Genomic DNA, 19246 nt, shown 5'->3' on the forward strand with positions numbered 1-19246 from the left:
TCTTCGCGCGAGACAGCCTAGCCCCCGGGCATCCTGGCGTCGCCCCGGCAAAAGCCAACGTACTTTAACCGCACGGCTTTGTTCAAGGCGACGGCAGCCGCTAGCCCGCGATGGTGAAGACCGATCCGGAATCGACCCGGATGCCCGCGCCGTTGATGAAGCTCGCCCGCTCCGAACAGAGGAAGGCGACCGCGGCGGCGACCTCTTCGGGCTTGCCGCGCCGCTTGAGCACCATGCCGGGGCGCTCCTCTTCGAGGAAGCTGGCGATCGCCGCATCGAAGCTCTCGCCGCGTTCGTCGGCGCGCTTGCGCATCATCGCGTCGGTCATCGGCGTCGCGATAAAGGCCGGGGACACGGTGTTGACCAGCACGTTGTCGCAGCCATAGGCCTTGGACAGACCCTTGGCGAGGCTGAGGATCCCCGCCTTGGACGCGCAATAGGCGAGCTCGTCGACATAAGGCTGCACCGCGTCTTCGGAGGCGAACAGCACGACCCGGCCCCAGCCCTTGCGGCGCATCGCCGGAATCGCCTCGCGGCACATCCGCACCGCACCCATCAGGTTGATGTTGAGCGTGTCGAGCCAGCCGGCATCGTCGACCTCAAGGAAGTCGCCGGTCGCGCCGGTGACGCCGGCGGCGTTGACGTAGATATCCGGCTCGCCGAGCGTGTCGCGCACCTCCGCCCAGATCGCCTTGACGTCGTCCGGCCGGGTGACGTCGCCGGTGACCGCGACGATCTCGCCGAGCGGCGACAGCGCCTCGACCGCTTCGTCGAGCGTGCCGTCGGGCTTGTCGGTGATGGCGACGCGCACGCCGGCTTCGAGCAACAGCCGGGCGGTTTCCTTGCCCATGCCGGAATCGGCGCCGCTGATCAGGGCGATACGGTTGGTGATACCAAGATCCATGGTCTGTTCCTTACGGGCGGGAGGTGAGAAACCGGTCGGCGGTGCGCAGCGACAGCGCCATGATCGTCAACGCGGGATTGGCGGCGAGGGCGCTCGGAAAGATCGAATTGTCGCAGATCAGCAGGTTCGGCACCTCGAAGCTGCGCCCGTCGGCATCGACCACCGCGCTCTCGGCATCCTCGCCCATCCGGCAGGTGCCGATGGTATGCGCCGACCGGTCGACCGCGAACACGTCCTGCGCACCCGCCGCCTGCCAGATGTCGGTCATGACGCGGCGGGCATGGCGGTCGATCGCCTGTTCGTTGGCATGATAGCTGAAGCGGACCCGCGCCTTGCGATGACCGAAGGCATCGGTCTCGTCGGCGAGGTCGAGCCGGTTGTCGGCATGCGGCAGGCATTCGCCGTTGATGCCGATCCCGGCCATGCGATTGTAGCCGCGCAGGGTCGTCTGCAACCGTTCGCCCCACATGCCCGCGCCGCGCGCGAGGCCGGTGGCGAGGTTGACCGGCAGCACGCCGAGGCTCTGGATCAGATAGCCGCCGGCGCACCCCGCATCGCCGGGGCGCATCATGTCCTCGCTGATCAGCGACGAGGGATAGCCGCGGTTCATCCGCATATCGGCGTCGAACCGGCCCCAGACCTGCGTCGCGACATGCGCCATGAAATTGCGCCCGACCTGGCCGCTCGCATTGGCGATGCCGAGGTTGAGCAGCAGCCGCGGCGTCTCGACCCCGCCGGCGCACAGGAAGACCGCGTTGCAGCGCTGGCGATGCTGCTGTTCACCCGTCGCATAGACGACCGCGCTGATCCGGCCGCGATCGTCATAGTCGAAGTCGACGACGCGGCAGCCGGGGCGGATCTCCGCGCCATGCGCGACCGCATAGGGCAGATAGGTGGTGTCCATGCTCGTCTTGGCGGCGTTGCGGCAGCCCTGATGGCAGGTGCCGCAATTGACGCAGGCCTGGCGCTGACCGAAATGCGGCTGCTCGCGGTCGCGCGAGACGAGCGCGGCGGGGGCGTCGGTCGCGGTCATGCCGATCGCCGCGCAGCCGCGCGCCATCGCCTCGGCCGCCGCATTGCGCGCCACCGGCGGGTAAGCGTAGCGGCGTGTCGCATCCCACGGATAATCCGCCGGCCCGGAGACGCCGGTGAAGCCTTCGACCTCCTCGATATAGCGGATCAGCTCGTCATGCGGCACGGGCCAGTCCGCGCCTTCGCCGGTCAGCGTCTTCAGCTGCAGGTCGCGCGGATCGGGGCGCGGGCAGAAGGCGCCCCAGTGAAGCAACGACCCGCCGACGCCCATCCCCGAATTGTTCGATCCGAACGCGGTCGGCGTCGCGCCGCCGCTCAGCCGCTCCTCCATCCAATAGATGTCGGCGGCCAGTTCGTCGGCGACATGCTCGTCGGGCCGGAAGGCGCGCCCCGCCTCGAGCGCGACCACCGACAGGCCCGCCGCGGCCAGCCGTGCCGCAAGCGGCGCGCCGCCGGCACCGGTGCCGATCACCACCGCATCGACCGTATCGCGACAGTCGTGGTGCGTGCCCGTCATGCCACCGTCTCCGACTGCACCTGCCAGGCTTCGACCGTGTCGGCCTGGGTGCGGACATAGCCCTGTTTGCGCGGGCCATCGCCGCCGACCGCAAAGCCGTCATAGCCGATCGCCGCCATCGTCGCGGGCAGGGCGATCCAGCTGCGCACCACCTCGGCACGGACATCCTCGAACCACAGGGCCATTTGCGCGGGCGAGAGGTGGCGGCCGTCGTCGTCACATCCCACCTCGCCCGCGGCGAGCCGATCGAGCCAGTCCGCCTGGACGGAGCGGTCGAGCGCCGCAAAGCCGCCGGTGACCGTATCGAGCGTCGCGAGGCCGCGAACCCAGGCGATGCGATCGGGCGGCAGGCTGTCGAACCGCCAGCCGTCACCGCCACCATCGCCGATGCTCGCCTCGACGCGCCGGGCGAGATCGTCGGCATCGGCGAGGTCGGGAAGGATCTGACCGGTCAGCGCCACGATCGTCGCATGCTGCGCCGCGCTCCAGTCGCTCGGGCGCGGCGGACGCAGCCGGGCAAGCATCGCCGCGCGGGTGCGGCGGCTGACCCGGGCGGAGCCGAGCAGATCGGCGAAGGCGCGCGGCAGCACGCTCGCGGCGAGGCCGGTTGCGAAGCCGTCGATCAGCGCCGCAAGCGCGTCCGGCTGTTCGTAGGGGATGAGGTGCGCGGCGTCGGCGACGACCGCGACCTCCGCTTCCTCGTAGAGGGGCTGGTTGAGTCGCCGCTGCGCCGCCTCGCCGAGGTCGCCGTCGTCGCTGCCCGCGACGATCAGCGCGGGCATGGCGATGGGACCGATGTCCGCGCTCCAATCCTCGCGGCTGCCGCGTTCGAGCCACGCGATCCACGCCTCCGGGGCGGAGCGCCGCACGTCGGCAATCGCCGCCTCACGCAACGGGTCGGGCAGGCGCGCGGCGGTATTGGCGTCGACGAAGGTCTCCGCCGCGTCGCGGTCGATCGCGCCATCGGCGCACCATCCGAGCATCTGCGCGCGGCGCGCCTCGTCCATTGGCTCGGGCGAGGGCGGCGAGGCGGCGACCAGCACGACGCCGAGCAGGCGCGACAGGCCGTATTCGCCCGCCGCGGCGCGCGCGGCGACGAGCGTCGCCATCTTGCCGCCCATGCTGTGGCCGACGAGGATGCAGGCCGGCGCACCGCTGGCGCGGATCGCGTCGGCAAGCTGGTCCGCCATCGTCACGACATCGGCATGACCCTGACCGGCGGCGGCGCCAAAGCCCGGCAGATCGAGCGCCACGCAGTCGTAATCGGGCAGGCGCTCGCGCACCTGCCGCCATTCGTCGCCGCTCGCACCGAGGGCGTGGAGCATCAGCAGCGTCGGTCGGATCATGAGTCTCTTTCCCTCCAGTGGAAGGCCGGGGCGCAGGCGAGCGCCATGACGCGCGTCATCGGCTCAGGCGTCGGTGCCGAGCAGATCGCGCGCGGCGCTCTGCAACAGCTCCTCGACGGTCGGGTGATACCAGGGCTGGTCGGCGAAGGTGGCGATGTCGGTGCCACGATCGATCGCCAGTGCGACCAGATGGCCGAGATGCTCGCCCTCCGGCGCGACGATCGTCGCGCCGATCAGCAGGCCGTCGCCGTCGGCATAGAGGCGGACGATGCCGTCGGAGCGGCCGTCCGCGGTCGCCCGGCCATTGTCCTCGACCGTGGCGCTGCCGATCCGGGCACCGTCGGGCAGCGCGTCGAAGCGCGTGCCGACCGAGACGATATTGGGCTCGGTGAAGGCGATGGCGAGCGAGGGGATCTCCCGCGCCGGTGGTCCGCCCGCGGCGACGTCGCCGGCGATCCGCCCGCCGCGCGCCGCCTCGTGCAGCACCGGGCGCCAGGCGTTGGCGTCACCGGCGATGAAGATACGGCTGTCGCCACAGCGGCGGGTACTTTGATCGAAGGTCGGCGTACCGTGGTCGTCGCGCGCGATGCCGGTGGCGTCGAGGTTGAGCGCGTCGAGCGTCGGCGGCCGTCCGGTCGCGGCGAGGATCAGGTCGACGGTGACGCTGCCGCCGTCCCAGCGGATGCAGGCGCCGTCGTCACCCGGCTGCGCGCTGGCATCGACGCCGAGCTCGATGCGCATCTCCTTGCGCAGCGCGGCGAGCGCGAGCGTGTTCGCCTCCGGATCGTCGAGTCCGCCGACGGTGTCGCCGCTGTCGATCACCGTCACTTCGCTGCCGAGCCGCGCGAACGCCTGGGCGAGCTCGAGGCCGAGCGGGCCGGCCCCGAACACCGCGAGGCGCTGCGGCAGGCCGTCGATCTCGAAGATCGTCTCATGCGTGTGGAGCCGGTCGCGCACCGCGTCGAGCGCGTCGGGGATGATCGGATGGCCGCCGGTGGCGATGATGATCCCGTGCCGCGCGACGATCGTTCGTTCGTCCGTCGTCACCGTATCCGGGCCGGTGAAGCGCCCGGTGCCGTGGAGGACGTGGTCGGCCGGGATGGCGTGATAATCGTTGAGTACCGCGGCGACGAAACGGTCGCGCTCGTCGCGGACACGCTGCCAGACGCGCGCGGCGTCGATCGTCACCGCGCCGGTGACGACGCCGAACTCGGCGGCGCGGCGCGCCTCGTGCGCATGGCGGGCGGCGGCGATCAGCAGCTTCGACGGCATGCAGCCGACGCGGGTGCAGGTCGACCCGCCGGGACCTTTCTCGACGATGACGGTATCGGCGCCGCGCGCGACCGCCGCCTTATAGGCCTTGAGGCCGGCGGTCCCCGCTCCGATGATCAGCACGTCGCACTGGCGTGTTTCCACTTTCCGTCTCCTCGCACGACCGACCACGCCGGCAGGGTGTCGCCTGCGGCCCGTCGTGTCCGTTGTGTCCGATGATCGCGCATCGTCCGCAGCGGATGATCCGCCGGATGACGCCACGCCGACCGTGATGACCTGTCTTGATGAACCTGAATGAGCCGAACGCGCGGCAACGATGCCGGTTCAGCCGACCTGACGGAAAAACTGATCTATGCGAAGGATATGCGTCGGTGGACGCGGTGGCGCGCCCGTCCGTCGGTCACGATACGGGGGCGCGGCGTGAGTAGAGGTTCATGAACCGGGTGATCGTTTCCATCGTCAGCTGATTGGCGATGCTGTAATAGGCGGTGTTGAAGTTGTGGCCGGCATAGGGCAGCACGACGAGATCGACGCTGTTGCCGCTCGCCGCCGAGCGGGTCGCGAAGGCTTCGACGCTGGCGATGGGCAGCAGCGGATCATTCTCGCCGGCAAGGATCAGCGTCGGCGGCTTGCCCGGCGCGACCAGTCGCCGCAGGTCGAGCGCGGCGTAGCGCGCCGGATAGGCTTCGGGCGGGCCGCCGATATAGCGCGTCATGTAGAGGCGCTGCTGATCCTGCAGCTCGCCCGGCCGCCACCACGAGGCGAGCGGATCGATCAGCGGCGCCTTGACGATCACCGCGGCGATCGACGGGCTGCGGGGGCCGCAGCTGCGATCGGCGCCGCCGTCCTCGACCGTATAGGCTGCGGCGAGGGCGAGATTGCCGCCCGCTGATACGCCGAACACGGTGACGCGATCGGGGTCGGCATGCAGTTTGCGGGCATGCGACACCACCCAGCGCAGCGCGCAGCGCACGTCGCGGGTCGCCAGGTTCCAGGTCGGCCGATCCGGCCGCGCCAGCCGGTAATCGATGCTGATTACGATGAAGCCGCGCTCGGCATAGCGGCGCATATTGGCGGCGCCGACCCGGCGGCTGCCTTCGATAAAGCCGCCGCCATGGACGACGAGCAGCACCGGCCGCGGCGGGCCGACCGCGACATCCGTGGGCCGGTAGAGGTCGAGCCACAAGGGCTCCCCCTGCGGCCGGGCGAAGACGAGGCTGCGATCGGGCTGGGCCGCCTCGCTGAACTCGCGCCACGACAGGGTGCTCGGCAGGTCGATCTCCGCCTCGTTCGCCGCGGCGACCTGCAGCAGATGGACGATGACGATCGTCGCGCCGATCGCCGTCACCCCGGCGACGGTGAGCAGGGCGCGGGTCAACGCGGTCGGGCGGGCGCGATGCGCCAGCCATGCGATCACGGCGATCGTCACGGCGACGAGGAAGATCCACGTCACCCGATTGGGCACGATGTCGCTCGCGACGATGCGCAGCCACGGCACGATCGGGATCATCGCGCCGAACAGCAGGGCGAGCATCGGCAGCAGCACGAGCCAGGCGATCGTCAGCATCCCGGTACGGGCAAGCGCGGCAACACCGGTCATGCGAGCCGTTCCTGCAACGCCACCTCGCGGGCTGGCGATGGTCCCGTCCGGACGGTGACGCCGAAGACCCGCGCCGCGGCGCCATGCCGGGTGAGCCATGCACAGGCGAGCGCAAGCGACAGGATCGTGACGCCGAGCATCGGCACGCCGCGGATGCCGGCGCTCGACCACAGACCGAAGACCATCGGGTGCCAGAGGTAGAAGAACAGGCTATGGCGGCCGATGCCGCCGATCACCGGCAGCGACCATGCGCTCGCCCGGATGCCGGGCAGCAGGCAGATCAGCGACAGCGACGCGATCAGGCTCGCCGCCACCTCACCCGACGCGGACGGATGGGCGTAGAGCGTGCACCACCACACCAGTCCGATCGGCGCGAGCACCAGCGCCGCACAGATCTTGCCGCGATCGATCGCGCGATCGGCGACCCAAACGCCGTAGAAGAAATAGATCGGGAAGATGAAGAAGCGCCGGTCGGGCATCCAGCCGTTGAAGTCGTGGCGGACGACATGCTGCACGCCGAGCAGGTACATCGCCGCGATACTCACCGGAATGGCGACGCCGAGCATCGACAGCGGCGTGCACCGGCTCAGCGCGGCGATGACGATGAAGCTCATCATCACCGGGACGAACCAGAAGTGGAAGGGCGGCCGCACCGGCACGGCGAGCAGCGCGAGCGGGGTGAGCTGCGTCGCGCAGGTCAGATAGACGCCGCAGGCGATCAGCCAGGGCGCGATCAGCCGCGCGCCATAGCGGTGCAGCGTCACCGCCAGCGGCCGCGACCGCGCGCCGCCGAGATTGAACAGATAGCCCGTCAAGCCGATGAACAGCGGCATCCGCACCCCGGCGCCGAGCCAGGTGAGGAAGCTCGTCCGGTCGGTGATCTCGGCATAATGGCCGGCGATCACCGCGAGGACGAGCAGGCCGCGCAGCGTATCGATCGTCCGGTCGCGCCGCCGGGTGTCCGCGTGATCGCCAAATAGCACTGTCGTCTCCGCCCTTTGGGCGGGGATACGGGCTTGAGGTTAAAGAGATATGCGTCGCCACGCGGCGCGTCGGGGCAAGGGCGGCCGATGCCGGTTATGAGCGGCGGTCCGCGGCGTCCACCGCATTCGCGCGGCGGTAGCGCAGCGGTGATCGGCCGGCGTGGCGGGTGAAGAAGCGGGTGAAATAGGCGGGATCGGCGAAACCGAGCGCATAGCCGATCTCCGCCACCGATAAATTCGAATAGAGCAGCGCGCGGCGTGCCTCCAGCATCGCGCGCTGGTCGAGCATCGCCGCGGGCGAGCGGCCGGCGATGCGCGCGCAGGCGACGCGCAGGCTCGTCTCGCTGGTACCGAGCGCGGCGGCATGCGCGGCGATGCTCTCGCGCCGGCGGAAGCGATCCTCGATCCGGGCGCGGAAGCGGGCGACGAGGCCGGCATGCTGGCCCGGCGCGGGCGCGGCGGCGGCATCGTCGCCCGGCAGCAGCCGCAGCGCGCCGACCAGCATCGCGAGCAGCGCCGCCTCGACCGCGACATGATGACCCGCGGCGGACCAGGCGAGCTCCTGGCGCAGCGTCGCCATCGCCTGCGTCAGCCGCGCGGCGACGGCGGCGTCGGGGGTCAGCGCCTGCGGCCGGTCGAACACCGGGGCGAGGTCGGGATGCCGCGCGACGAGGTCCTTGAGGAAGGTGCGCGCGAGCGTCAGCACCCAGCCCGCCGATTCGCTCGTCCAGTGAAAGCCATGGACGACGCCGGCGGGGATCAGCAGCAGCGCCGGCGCGTCGAAGCGCATCGCCGCATCCTCCGCCTGCATCGCGCCGCCGCCCGATCCGATCAGGAACATCTGCACCAGATCGGCGTGGGCATGCGGTCGGATCGTCCATTCGCTCGGCCGCGAACGGTCATCGAGCTGCTCGACATGGATGAAGCCGTCGGCGACCGCGCGATGCGGCTCGCCGTAGAGATAGAAGCTCGGCACCGGATCGATTCCCATCGCCCGAGCATAACGGCCGCGCTGGAAAATCCAACTTTTCGGCTGGCGACGGCATGGCCCGCGCCGCGGCCGCCGCGCACCTTGGTGGCAGGCGATGCGAAGAGTCTGCAGAGAGGATCGACGGATGCGCACACAGGTTGCGATCATCGGGGCAGGACCGGCGGGGATGTTCCTCGCGCACCTGCTGCGCCGCGAGGGCATCGATGCGATGGTCCTCGAACGGCGCGACCGCGCCTATGTCGAAGGGCGGGTGCGCGCCGGGGTGCTCGAACAGGTCACCGTCGATCTGATGCACCGGCTCCGCCTCGCCGGGCGGTTGCAGCGCGAGGGGCTGGTGCATGGCGGCACCAATCTGTCGCTCGACGGGCGATCGTTCCGCATCGACATGGCGGCGCTGACCGGCGGATCGACCGTCACCGTCTATGGCCAGCAGGAGGTGATGCGCGACCTGTTCGACGCCGCCGAAGCCGACGACCTGCCGATCGTGTGGAACGCCGAGGATGTCGCCCTTGCCGGGATCGACGGCGAGCGGCCGACGGTATCGTGGCGCGCGGACGGCGTCGACCACCAGGTGGCGTGCGATTATATCGTCGGCTGCGACGGCTATCACGGCATCAGCCGCGCGGCGATCCCGCCCGAGGTGCTGACGACGTTCGAGCGCGTCTATCCGTTCGGCTGGCTCGGCATCCTCGCCGACGTGCCGCCCGCGGACCACGAACTGATCTACGCCAATCACGAACGCGGCTTCGCGCTCGCCTCGATGCGATCGACGACGCGCAGCCGCTATTACATCCAGTGCGGGCTCGACGAGGATATCGCCGACTGGTCGGACGACCGCTTCTGGGACGAACTCTGCCTGCGACTCGGCCCCGATACCGCCGCGAAGGTGACGCGCGGACCGTCGTTCGAGAAGGCGATCGCGCCGCTGCGCTCGTTCGTGTCGGAGCCGATGCGCTGGGGGCGGCTGTTCCTTGCCGGCGACGCTGCGCATATCGTGCCGCCGACCGGCGCCAAGGGCATGAACCTCGCGGTGTCGGACGTGACGATGCTCGGCGAGGCGTTCGCGCTCCACTATAAACACGGCTCGGACGCAGGGCTCGACGGCTATTCGGCGCGCGCGCTGGCGCGGGTGTGGAAGGCGGAGCGGTTTTCCTGGTGGTTCACCTCGGTGACCCACCGGTTTCCGACGATGGACGGATTCGACCGGCGTATCCAGATGGCGGAGCTGGATTATATCCGTGGGTCCGAAGCGGCGCAGCGGACGCTCGCCGAGAATTACGTCGGCCTGCCGCTCACCGGCGGGATCAGCAGCGAGGCGGTATGAAGAACAAGATCTACGACAGTCCGGCGGCGGCGCTCGACGGGCTGCTGTTCGACGGGATGACGATCATGTCGGGCGGCTTCGGCCTGTCGGGCAATCCCGAAAGCCTGATCCCGGAGGTGCGTGCGAGCGGCGTGCGCGACTTGACCGTCATCTCGAACAATGCCGGCGCGGACGGCTTCGGCCTGTGGATGCTGCTCGAGACGCGCCAGATCGCCAAGATGATCTCCAGCTACGTCGGCGAGAACAAGCTGTTCGAGCAGCAATATCTGTCCGGCGAGCTGACGCTGGAGCTGACACCGCAGGGTACGCTCGCCGAGCGGATCCGCGCCGGGGGTGCCGGCATCCCGGCCTTCTACACCAAGACCGGCGTCGGCACGGTCGTCGCCGAAGGCAAGCCGGTCGAGACCTTCGAGGGCGAGGACTATGTCCGCGAGACGTGGCTGCGCGCCGATCTGTCGATCATCAAGGCATGGCGTGCCGATCCGGCGGGCAATCTGATGTTCCGCAAGACCGCGCGCAACTTCAACCCGAACATGGCGACCGCGGGCAGGGTGACGGTGGTCGAGGTCGAGGAGATCGTCCCGGCGGGCAGCCTCGATCCCGATTGTATCCATACGCCCGGCATCTATGTCGACCGGATCGTCCGGTCGACGATCAACGAGAAGCGGATCGAGAAGCTGACCGTCCGCGAAGCGGAGGCGATGTGATGGGCTGGACCCGCGAACAGATGGCGGCCCGCGCCGCGCAGGAGCTGGAGGACGGCTTCTACGTCAACCTCGGCATCGGCATTCCGACCCTGGTGGCGAATTACGTGCCCGAGGGGCTCGACGTGACGTTGCAGTCGGAGAACGGCATGCTCGGCATCGGCCCCTTCCCGACGCGCGACGCGGTCGACCCCGACCTGATCAACGCCGGCAAGCAGACGATCACCGCGCTGCCGACCTCGAGCTTCTTTTCCTCCGCCGACAGTTTCGCGATGATCCGCGGCGGCCATATCGACATGGCGGTGCTCGGCGCGATGGAGGTGAGCGCGGCCGGCGACATCGCCAATTGGACGATTCCCGGCAAGATGGTGAAGGGGATGGGCGGCGCGATGGATCTCGTCGCCGGGGTCAAGCGCGTCGTCGTGGTGATGGATCACGCCAACAAGGCGGGTGAGGCGAAGATCCTGCCCGCCTGCACGCTGCCGCTGACCGGGCGGGCGTGCGTCGACCTGATCATCACCGATCTGTGCGTGATCGCCTGCGACAAGCCGGGGCTGCGGCTGGTCGAGCTCGCGCCCGGCGTGACGGTGGACGAGGTGCTCGCCCGGACCGCGGCGCCGGTCGAGGTGGCGGAAGGGCTGGCGGCATGATCGAGGTCCGCCCCTATGCGCGCGACGATGCGGGCGCGCCGCCGTCGCTCTTCCCCGACTATCGCTCGACCGTGCTGCGCGCACCGGCGCAGCCGCCGGTGCGCGCGCCGCAGACGCTGACCGAGACGACCGGGCCGGGTGGCAGCTGGGAGCGGCTGATGGGGCCGGCGCTCGCCGATCTCACCAGCCAGCATCGCGGCACGCCGATCGGCCAGCGGATCGTCGTGTCGGGCCGGGTGCTCGACGAGGCCGGGCGGCCGGTGCCCGACACGGTGGTGGAGATCTGGCAGGCCAATGCCGCCGGGCGCTACGTCCATGTGCGCGATCAATGGGATGCGCCGCTCGATCCCAATTTCACCGGCGCCGGCCGGGTCGTCACCGATGCCGAGGGTCGCTATCGCTTCGTGACGGTGCGGCCGGGGGCCTATCCGTGGGGCAATCACAACAATGCCTGGCGGCCGGCGCATATCCATCTGTCGCTGCTCGGCCCGGCGTTCGCGACGCGCCTGGTGACGCAGCTCTATTTTCCCGACGACCCGCTGATCGAGATCGATCCGATCGCCAATGCGGTGCCGATGCCCTATCGCCAGCGGCTGGTCAGCCGCTTCGACATCGCGACGACCATGCCCAATTGGGCGCTCGGTTACCTGTTCGACATCGTGCTCAAGGGGCGCGCGCAGACGCCGTTCGAGGAGGATCATCATGACTGACCTCGAAACCCGCGAGCCCGCGCCGCGGCAGGACAATCGCGACCCGGCGCTGTTCGGCCAGACGCCGAGCCAGACGGTGGGGCCGTTCTTCCACTATGGCCTGCCGTGGAAGGGTGGCGCCGACCTCGTCGGCCAGTCGGAGATGGGCGCGCGGCCCGACCTGTTCGCCGAGGAGCATTGGCTGCTCAACCTGTCGGCGCTGACCGGTACGCCGCAGGGCGCGGTGATCGAGATCGCCGGCCGCGTGCTCGATGCCGAAGGTGCGCCGGTGGTCGATGCGATGATCGAGATCTGGCAGGCCAATGCCGCCGGCCGCTACCATGCGCTCGACGACGATCGCGACGACGTGCCGATCGACCCGCATTTCATCGGCTTCGGCCGCGCCGCGGTCGATGCCGAGGGCGTGTACCGCTTCCGCACCATCCTGCCGGGGCGCGTGCCGGGGCCGGGCAACAGCCTGCAGGCGCCACATGTCGCTGTGTCGGTATTCGGGCGCGGGCTGCTCAAGCGGCTGGCGACGCGGCTCTATTTCGAGGGGGCGGCCGGCAATGACGAGGATCCGGTGCTCGCCTGCGTCCCCGCCGAACGGCGCGGCACGCTGATCGCGCAGCAGCGCGGCGAGGGGCTCTGGTGGCTCGACCTGCGGCTTGCCGGCGCGGACGAGACGGTGTTCTTCGACCTGTGAGCCTGCTCCGCACCCGACCGGTCGCCACCGCGGCGATGATCGCGACGTTCGACGATGAAGCGACGATCGCCGCGGCGCTCGCCTTCGAAAGCGCATTGGCGGCGGCGCAGGCGGTGGTGGGGGTGATCCCGGCGGAGGCCGCCGCGGCGATCGCGGCGGCGGCGTCGGCGCTGCGCCTCGATCCTGCGGCGCTCGCCGAACGGGCGGCGCTGGCGGGGACGCTGGCGATCCCGCTCGTCGCGACGCTGCGGGCGCAGCTCGACGGTGAGGCGGCGACGGCGCTGCATCGTGGCGCGACCAGCCAGGATGTCGCGGACAGCGCGCTGATGATGCAGGTGCGCCGCGCCGGCACGCTGCTGCTCGTCGATACCGACCGAGTCACCACCGCGCTGGCGCCGCTCGCCCGCGCGCATGCCGCGACGCCGGCGATCGGGCGGACGTTGCTGCAGGACGCGCAGCCGATCGGCTTCGGGCTGCGGCTCGCGCAATGGCATGCCGGGATCGCCGCGGCGGCGGCGCGGCTGTCGCGCGAGGTCGCGGCGAAGGCGGCGCTGCAATGGGGCGGCGCGGCGGGCAGCCGGCCCGATCAGGCGGGGCAGGCCGATGCGGTCGCCGCCCGGCTCGCGGCGGCGCTCGGGCTTGCCGAGGCGCCGCCGTGGCATGCGCGGCGCGAGGGGGTGGCGGGTATCGCGGCGGCGCTCGGCATCCTGATCGGTGCGCTCGGCAAGATGGCGCGCGACCTCGCGCTGCTCGCGCAGAATGGCGTCGGCGAGGCGCGCGAGCCTGCGGTCGCCGGGCGTGGCGGATCGTCGGCGATGGCGCACAAGCGCAATCCGACCGGCTGCCAGATCGCGCTGTCCGCCGCGACGCGCGCGCCCGGACTGGTCGCCGGCATCCTCGCCGCGCTGCCGGCGGAGGAGGAGCGCGGGCTCGGCGGCTGGCAGGCCGAGGGGCCGATGCTGGTCGACCTGTTCCTGCTCGCCTCGGGCGCGGCGGAGGCGATGGCGGGCGTCGCCGAGGGGCTGGAGATCGACGGCGATGCGATCGCCCGCAACCTCGCCGCGGCGGGGCAGGGCACCGACATCGGCGACAGCGTGGCATTGGTCGATGCGCTGCTCGACATAGGGAAGGACTGACATGCCGTTTGCGACGCGGGACGGGGTGCGGCTCTACTGGCGGCTCGACGGCGACGATGCCGCGCCGCCGCTGGTGCTGCTCAATTCGATCGGGACCGACATGGCCTTGTGGGCCGGCTGCGTGCCCGCGCTGGCCGGGCGATACCGCGTGCTGCGGATCGACACGCGCGGCCATGGCGCCTCCGATGCGCCGGGCGGCGACTATGACCTGCCGATGCTCGCCGCGGATGTGATCGCGGTGATGGATGCCGCCGGCGTCGATCGCGCCGCGGTCGCCGGCGTCTCGCTCGGCGGGATGATCGCGATGCAGCTCGCGCTCGACCATGGCGAGCGGATCACGGCGCTGGCGCTGATCTGCACGTCGGCGACGATGGATGCGGCGGCGTGGGGCGATCGCATCGCCACCGTGCGGCGCGACGGCATCGCGGGAATTGCCGATCTGGCGATGGACCGCTTCCTGTCGACGGGCTTTGCCGCGACGCATCCGGCGGAGGCGGCGTCGCTGCGCCGCGGGCTGATCGCGATGGCGGATGCGGGCTATGCCGGCGCGGGCGCGGCGATCCGCGACATGGCGGTGATCGACCGGCTGCCCGGCCTGGCGCTGCCGGTGCTGGTGGTGGCGGGCGACGGCGACCGCTCGACGCCCTTCGCCGGCCATGGCGAGCGGATCGCGGCGGCGATCCCGCACAGCGAGACGGTGCATCTCGCCGTCGGCCACCTCGCCCCCGTCGAGGCGCCGCAGGCGCTGGCGGGCGCGCTGATCGCCTTCCTCACGCGCGACGCGGCGACGGACGCGGCGGCGGCGACGCTGTTCGAGGCCGGGCTGGTCAACCGCCGCCGCATCCTCGGCGACGCCTGGGTCGATGCCTCGCTCGCCAGGCGGACCGACTTCACCGCCGATTTCCAGGCGATGATCACCCGGATCGCCTGGGGCGAGATCTGGGGCCGGCCGGGGCTCGACGAGGCGACGCGGCGGCTGCTGGTGGTGGCGATCACCGCCAGCCTCGGCCGTTGGGAGGAATTCGGCCTCCACGTCCGCGCCGGCCTGTCGCGCGGCGGCTTCACCCGTGACGCGCTGAAGGAGGTGCTGATGCAGACCGCCATCTATGCCGGCGTGCCCGCCGCCAATACCGCCTTTGCCGAAGCGGGCCGCATCATCGCCGAACTGGAAGGGACTGACTCGTGACCGATGCCTTTATCTGCGACGCCATCCGCACGCCGGTCGGTCGCCTCAACGGCGCGCTGTCGACCATCCGCGCCGACGATCTCGCCGCGCTGCCGATCAAGGCGCTGGTCGAGCGCAACCCCGGGGTCGACTGGGCGGCGGTGGACGATTGCCTGCTCGGCTGCGCCAATCAGGCGGGCGAGGACAATCGCAACGTCGCGCGGATGGCGGCGCTGCTCGCCGGGCTGCCGCCGGAGGTGCCCGGCGCGACCATCAACCGCCTGTGCGGATCGGGGCTCAACGCGATCGGCATCGCCGCGCAGGCGATCCGCAGCGACGATGCCGCGCTGGTCATCGCCGGCGGCGTCGAGCAGATGACGCGCGCGCCCTATGTGCTCGGCAAGGCGGCGACCCCGTTCGACCGTGCGCAGAGAATCGAGGACACGACGCTCGGCTGGCGCTTCATCAACCCGGCGATGCGTCATAAGTATGGCGTCGATTCGATGCCGGAGACCGCCGAGAACGTCGCCACCGACTGGCAGGTCAGCCGCGAGGATCAGGACGCCTTCGCGCTCGCCAGCCAGACCAAGGCTGCGGCGGCGCAGGCGAGCGGCCGCTTCGCCGCGGAGATCGTCCCGGTGCTGGTGCCGCAGCGCAAGGGCGATCCGGTCGCCTTCGCGGTCGACGAGCATCCGCGCGCGACCAGTGCCGAAGCGCTGGCGAAGCTCAAGCCGGTCGTCCATGCCGACGGCACCGTCACCGCCGGCAATGCCTCCGGCCTCAACGACGGCGCGGCGGCGCTGCTCGTCGCCTCGGCGGCTGCGGCGCAGGCGCACGGCCTCGTGCCGCGGGCGCGGGTGTTCGCCATGGCCTCCTCCGGCGTCGCGCCGCGGGTGATGGGGATCGGGCCGGTCGAGGCGGTGCGCAAGGTGCTGCGCCGTGGCGGCGTGACGCTCGATCAGATCGACGTGATCGAGCTCAACGAGGCCTTCGCGGCGCAGGCGATCGCCGTGCTGCGCGACCTCGACGTCGATCCCGCCGATCCGCGCGTCAACCCGAACGGCGGCGCCATCGCGCTCGGCCATCCGCTCGGCATGTCGGGGGCGCGGATCACGATGACCGCGGTCGAGCAACTGCAGCGCGAGGGTGGCCGCTATGGACTCGCCTGCATGTGCGTCGGCGTCGGCCAGGGCGTCGCCTTGCTGTTCGAGCGGGTCTAACGGGACCGGGGGCGCGGCCGGTCGGGGGCCCGTGGCCGTGGCGATCCGGTATCCCGTCCCCCCCCCCGAGCCGGTGACGGGCTGCCCGCCCGCGCCGTTGTCAGGCGCCGGGCTTGATCCTATCACCTTCGCCAATGGAAACAGGCACAACCGATCAGACGACCGATGCGGCAGCGGTCAGGCTGAACGTCCTCGATACGCTGGTCGGCTATCATCTCCGCCGCACCTCGTCGCTGTTCGCCGCCGATTTCGCCGATGCGCTCGGCGATCTCGGCATGCGGCAGGTGCTGTTCGGCATCCTGTCGACGATCCGCGACAATCCCGGCATCAACCAGGGCGCGGCGGGCAAGGTGCTCGGCATCCAGCGGCCCAATATGGTCAGCCTGGTCAACGATCTGGTCGATCGGGGGCTGATCGAGCGGCGGGTCGCGCGCGACGACCGCCGCGCCTTCGAACTCCAGCTGACCCAGGCCGGCGCGGCGCATATCGAGACCGCGCTCGAACGGATCCGCGAGCATGAAGACCTGCTGTTGCGCGACCTTACCGCGGACGAACGGCAGACGCTGATCGCGCTGCTGACGCGGATCGAGCGGGCCGGCGGATGATCGCGTAAAATCCCGCTTGCCCCGGCCATCGGTTTAGGTATGCTCCATAACAAATAAGACTCAGGAGCGGACATGTCGACGGCAGCGACTTTGGAACGGCCCACCTTCACGCGCCACAATCCGGTGACCGGCGCGGTCGCGACCACCGCGCCCGCGCAATCCCCCGCCGATGCCGTCGCCGCCTGCGACGCCGCCGCCGCCGCCTTCGACAGCTGGAGCCAGACCGGCCCGACCGCGCGTCGCGCCGCGCTGACCCGCGCCGCGGCGGCGCTCGAGGCGCGCGCCGACGATTTCGTCGCGGCGATGATGGGGGAGATCGGCGCGACCGAAGGCTGGGCGCGGTTCAACCTGATGCTCGCCGCCGGCATGATCCGCGAGGCGGCGGCGCTGACCACGCAGATCGGCGGTGAGGTCATCCCGTCCGACAAGCCCGGCTGCATCGCCATGGCGCTGCGCGAGCCCGCCGGCGTGGTGCTCGGCATCGCGCCGTGGAACGCGCCGATCATCCTCGGCGTGCGCGCGCTGGCGGTGCCGCTCGCCTGCGGCAATACCGCGGTGCTCAAGGCATCGGAACAATGCCCGCGCACGCATCAGCTGATCGTCGAGGCCTTCGCCGAGGCGCTGCCCGACAATGTGGTCCAGATCGTCAGCAACGCGCCGGCGGATGCGGGCGAGGTGGTCGGCGCGATGATCGATCACCCCGCGGTGCGACGGATCAATTTCACCGGGTCGACGCATGTCGGCCGGATCATCGCCAAACGCTGCGCCGAACAGCTCAAGCCGGTGCTGCTCGAACTCGGCGGCAAGGCGCCGCTGCTGGTGCTCAAGGATGCCGACCTCGACGAGGCGGTGAAGGCGGCGGCGTTCGGCGCCTTCATGAACCAGGGCCAGATCTGCATGTCGACCGAGCGGATCATCGTCGTCGAAGCCGTCGCCGATGCCTTCGCCGAGAAGTTCGCCGCCAAGGTCAAGACGATGCCGGTCGGCGATCCGCGTGCGGGACAGGCGCCGCTGGGCGCGGTGGTCGATCGCAGGACGGTCGACGGCGTCCGCGCGCTGATCGACGACGCGCTGGCGGGCGGCGCACGGCAGTTGGTCGGCGGCGAGGCGGACGGTGTGCTGATGCCGGCGCATGTCATCGATCACGTCACGCCGGCGATGCGGCTGTTCCGCGACGAAAGCTTCGGCCCGGTCGTCGGCATCATCCGCGCCGCCGACGAGGCGGAGGCGATCCGGCTCGCCAACGATAGCGAATATGGCCTGTCCGCGGCGGTGTTCACCCGCGACACCGCGCGCGGCCTGCGCGTCGCCCGCGCGATCAAATCCGGCATCTGCCACGTCAATGGCCCGACCGTGCACGACGAGGCGCAGATGCCGTTCGGCGGCACCAAGGGTTCGGGCTACGGCCGGTTCGGCGGCCGCGCCGGCATCGACTCCTTCACCGAATTGCGTTGGGTGACGATCGAGACGCAGCCCGGCCACTTCCCTATCTGATCCTACAATAACCCTATCCCTAGCCACCGTCGCGTCGCGCGTCGCGGCGCCTGGAGACCTGTGTCATGACCATCGAACGTACCGAAGAGGAAACCGTCGCCTTCACCGTCGAGGACGGCATCGCCTGGGTCCGCTTCAACCGCCCCGAGAAGCGCAACAGCATGAGTCCCAAGCTCAACCGCCAGATGATGCGGGTGCTGGACGCGCTCGAATTCCGCGACGACGTCGCGGTGCTGGTGCTGACCGGCGAGGGCACCGCCTGGTCGGCGGGCATGGACCTTCAGGAATATTTCCGCGACACCGAGGCGCTCGGCCTCGCCGGCACGCGCGGGGCGCAGCGCGAGAGCTACGGCTGGTGGCGGCGGCTGCGCTGGTATCAGAAGCCGACGATCGCGATGGTCAACGGCTGGTGCTTCGGCGGCGGCTACGGCCCGCTGTTCGCCTGCGACCTCGCCTTCGCCGCCGACGAGGCGCAGTTCGGGCTCAGCGAGATCAACTGGGGCATCCTGCCCGGCGGCGGTGCCACCAAGGTCGCGGTCGAGCTGCTGTCGTTCCGCCGCGCCATGTATCACGCGATGATGGGCGAGACGATCGACGGGCGCACCGCGGCGGAATGGGGGCTGGTCAACGAATCGCTGCCGCTCGCCGATCTCAAGGCGCGCGTCACCGCGGTGGCGCAGGTGCTCGCCAAGAAGAACCCGGTCGCGCTCAAGGCGACCAAGGACGCGGTGCGCCGCGTCGGCGTGATGACCTATGACGAGGCGGAGGATTATCTGATCCGCGCGCAGGAGGCGGCGAACAGCTACGACAACGAGGGGCGAAAGGAGGGCATCCGGCAATTTATCGACGACAAGAGCTACAAGCCGGGCCTGGGCGCCTATGATAAGACCAAGACGCGCGGCTGAGGA

General features: G+C 70.5%; 18 protein-coding genes. 11 read left to right on the plus strand and 7 right to left on the minus strand.

The annotated features are described in order from the left end of the window. Positions 1-100 precede the first annotated feature (100 nt). From PBN85_RS03245 to PBN85_RS03275, 7 genes are all read right to left on the minus strand, one after another. Positions 101-904 carry an SDR family NAD(P)-dependent oxidoreductase gene (locus PBN85_RS03245; RefSeq protein ID WP_271300143.1) on the minus strand — a complete coding sequence of 268 codons (804 nt, stop codon included), beginning with the start codon at positions 902-904 and terminating at the stop codon, positions 101-103. Between the two features lie 10 nt (positions 905-914). After that, the gene (locus tag PBN85_RS03250; protein ID WP_271300144.1) at positions 915-2453 is read right to left on the minus strand and encodes a GMC oxidoreductase; all 1539 of its coding nucleotides are present in this window, start codon (positions 2451-2453) and stop codon (positions 915-917) included. Further along, positions 2450-3799, minus strand: a complete 1350-nt coding sequence (locus PBN85_RS03255) for an alpha/beta fold hydrolase (protein WP_271300145.1) — start codon at positions 3797-3799, stop codon at positions 2450-2452. The genes PBN85_RS03250 and PBN85_RS03255 overlap by 4 nt, the downstream gene beginning before the upstream one ends. Before the next feature lie 63 nt (positions 3800-3862). After that, positions 3863-5215 carry a dihydrolipoyl dehydrogenase gene (locus PBN85_RS03260; protein WP_271300146.1) on the minus strand — a complete coding sequence of 451 codons (1353 nt, stop codon included), beginning with the start codon at positions 5213-5215 and terminating at the stop codon, positions 3863-3865. Positions 5216-5471: 256 nt separating this feature from the next. Continuing rightward, entirely contained in the window at positions 5472-6671 is a 1200-nt protein-coding gene (locus PBN85_RS03265) for an alpha/beta hydrolase (RefSeq protein ID WP_271300147.1), read from the minus strand. Continuing rightward, on the minus strand, positions 6668-7654 hold the full coding sequence (locus tag PBN85_RS03270) for an acyltransferase family protein (RefSeq protein WP_271300148.1): 987 nt from the start codon (positions 7652-7654) through the stop codon (positions 6668-6670). Before PBN85_RS03270 ends, PBN85_RS03265 begins: the two co-directional genes overlap by 4 nt. Before the next feature lie 94 nt (positions 7655-7748). Further along, on the minus strand, positions 7749-8645 hold the full coding sequence (locus tag PBN85_RS03275; protein WP_271300149.1) for a helix-turn-helix domain-containing protein: 897 nt from the start codon (positions 8643-8645) through the stop codon (positions 7749-7751). A 124-nt stretch (positions 8646-8769) separates the two neighbouring features. Between PBN85_RS03275 and pobA the strand changes: the two genes are divergently transcribed. The 11 genes from pobA (at position 8770) to PBN85_RS03330 (ending at position 19243) form a co-directional block, all read left to right on the plus strand. Beyond that, positions 8770-9969 carry a 4-hydroxybenzoate 3-monooxygenase gene (gene pobA, locus PBN85_RS03280; protein ID WP_271300150.1) on the plus strand — a complete coding sequence of 400 codons (1200 nt, stop codon included), beginning with the start codon at positions 8770-8772 and terminating at the stop codon, positions 9967-9969. Beyond that, positions 9966-10676, plus strand: coding sequence for a CoA transferase subunit A (locus tag PBN85_RS03285; protein ID WP_271300151.1), 711 nt, complete (start codon positions 9966-9968; stop codon positions 10674-10676). Before pobA ends, PBN85_RS03285 begins: the two co-directional genes overlap by 4 nt. Next, complete coding sequence (locus tag PBN85_RS03290) at positions 10676-11323, plus strand: 3-oxoacid CoA-transferase subunit B (protein ID WP_037536953.1); 648 nt, start codon at positions 10676-10678, stop codon at positions 11321-11323. The genes PBN85_RS03285 and PBN85_RS03290 overlap by 1 nt, the downstream gene beginning before the upstream one ends. After that, entirely contained in the window at positions 11320-12033 is a 714-nt protein-coding gene (gene pcaH, locus PBN85_RS03295) for a protocatechuate 3,4-dioxygenase subunit beta (RefSeq protein WP_271300152.1), read from the plus strand. The genes PBN85_RS03290 and pcaH overlap by 4 nt, the downstream gene beginning before the upstream one ends. Next, a complete protein-coding gene (gene pcaG, locus PBN85_RS03300; RefSeq protein WP_271300153.1) occupies positions 12026-12718 on the plus strand; it encodes a protocatechuate 3,4-dioxygenase subunit alpha in 693 nt (230 codons plus the stop codon). Before pcaH ends, pcaG begins: the two co-directional genes overlap by 8 nt. Further along, positions 12715-13854: a lyase family protein gene (locus PBN85_RS03305; protein WP_271300154.1), complete on the plus strand. Its 1140-nt coding sequence runs from the start codon at positions 12715-12717 to the stop codon at positions 13852-13854. Before pcaG ends, PBN85_RS03305 begins: the two co-directional genes overlap by 4 nt. A 1-nt stretch (position 13855) precedes the next feature. Next, the gene (pcaDC, locus tag PBN85_RS03310; RefSeq protein WP_271300155.1) at positions 13856-15040 is read left to right on the plus strand and encodes a bifunctional 3-oxoadipate enol-lactonase/4-carboxymuconolactone decarboxylase PcaDC; all 1185 of its coding nucleotides are present in this window, start codon (positions 13856-13858) and stop codon (positions 15038-15040) included. Beyond that, complete coding sequence (gene pcaF / locus PBN85_RS03315) at positions 15037-16239, plus strand: 3-oxoadipyl-CoA thiolase (RefSeq protein WP_271300156.1); 1203 nt, start codon at positions 15037-15039, stop codon at positions 16237-16239. The genes pcaDC and pcaF overlap by 4 nt, the downstream gene beginning before the upstream one ends. Positions 16240-16373: 134 nt before the next feature. Beyond that, positions 16374-16844 (plus strand): MarR family winged helix-turn-helix transcriptional regulator, encoded by a 471-nt coding sequence (locus PBN85_RS03320; protein WP_271300157.1) that lies wholly within the window; start codon positions 16374-16376, stop codon positions 16842-16844. 72 nt (positions 16845-16916) lie between these two features. Further along, positions 16917-18338 (plus strand): aldehyde dehydrogenase, encoded by a 1422-nt coding sequence (locus tag PBN85_RS03325; RefSeq protein WP_271300158.1) that lies wholly within the window; start codon positions 16917-16919, stop codon positions 18336-18338. Between the two features lie 65 nt (positions 18339-18403). Then, positions 18404-19243: a p-hydroxycinnamoyl CoA hydratase/lyase gene (locus PBN85_RS03330; RefSeq protein ID WP_037536940.1), complete on the plus strand. Its 840-nt coding sequence runs from the start codon at positions 18404-18406 to the stop codon at positions 19241-19243. Positions 19244-19246 lie beyond the last annotated feature (3 nt).

Source organism: Sphingomonas sp. CV7422 (assembly GCF_027945725.1).
GTDB lineage: Bacteria > Pseudomonadota > Alphaproteobacteria > Sphingomonadales > Sphingomonadaceae > Sphingomonas > Sphingomonas kyungheensis.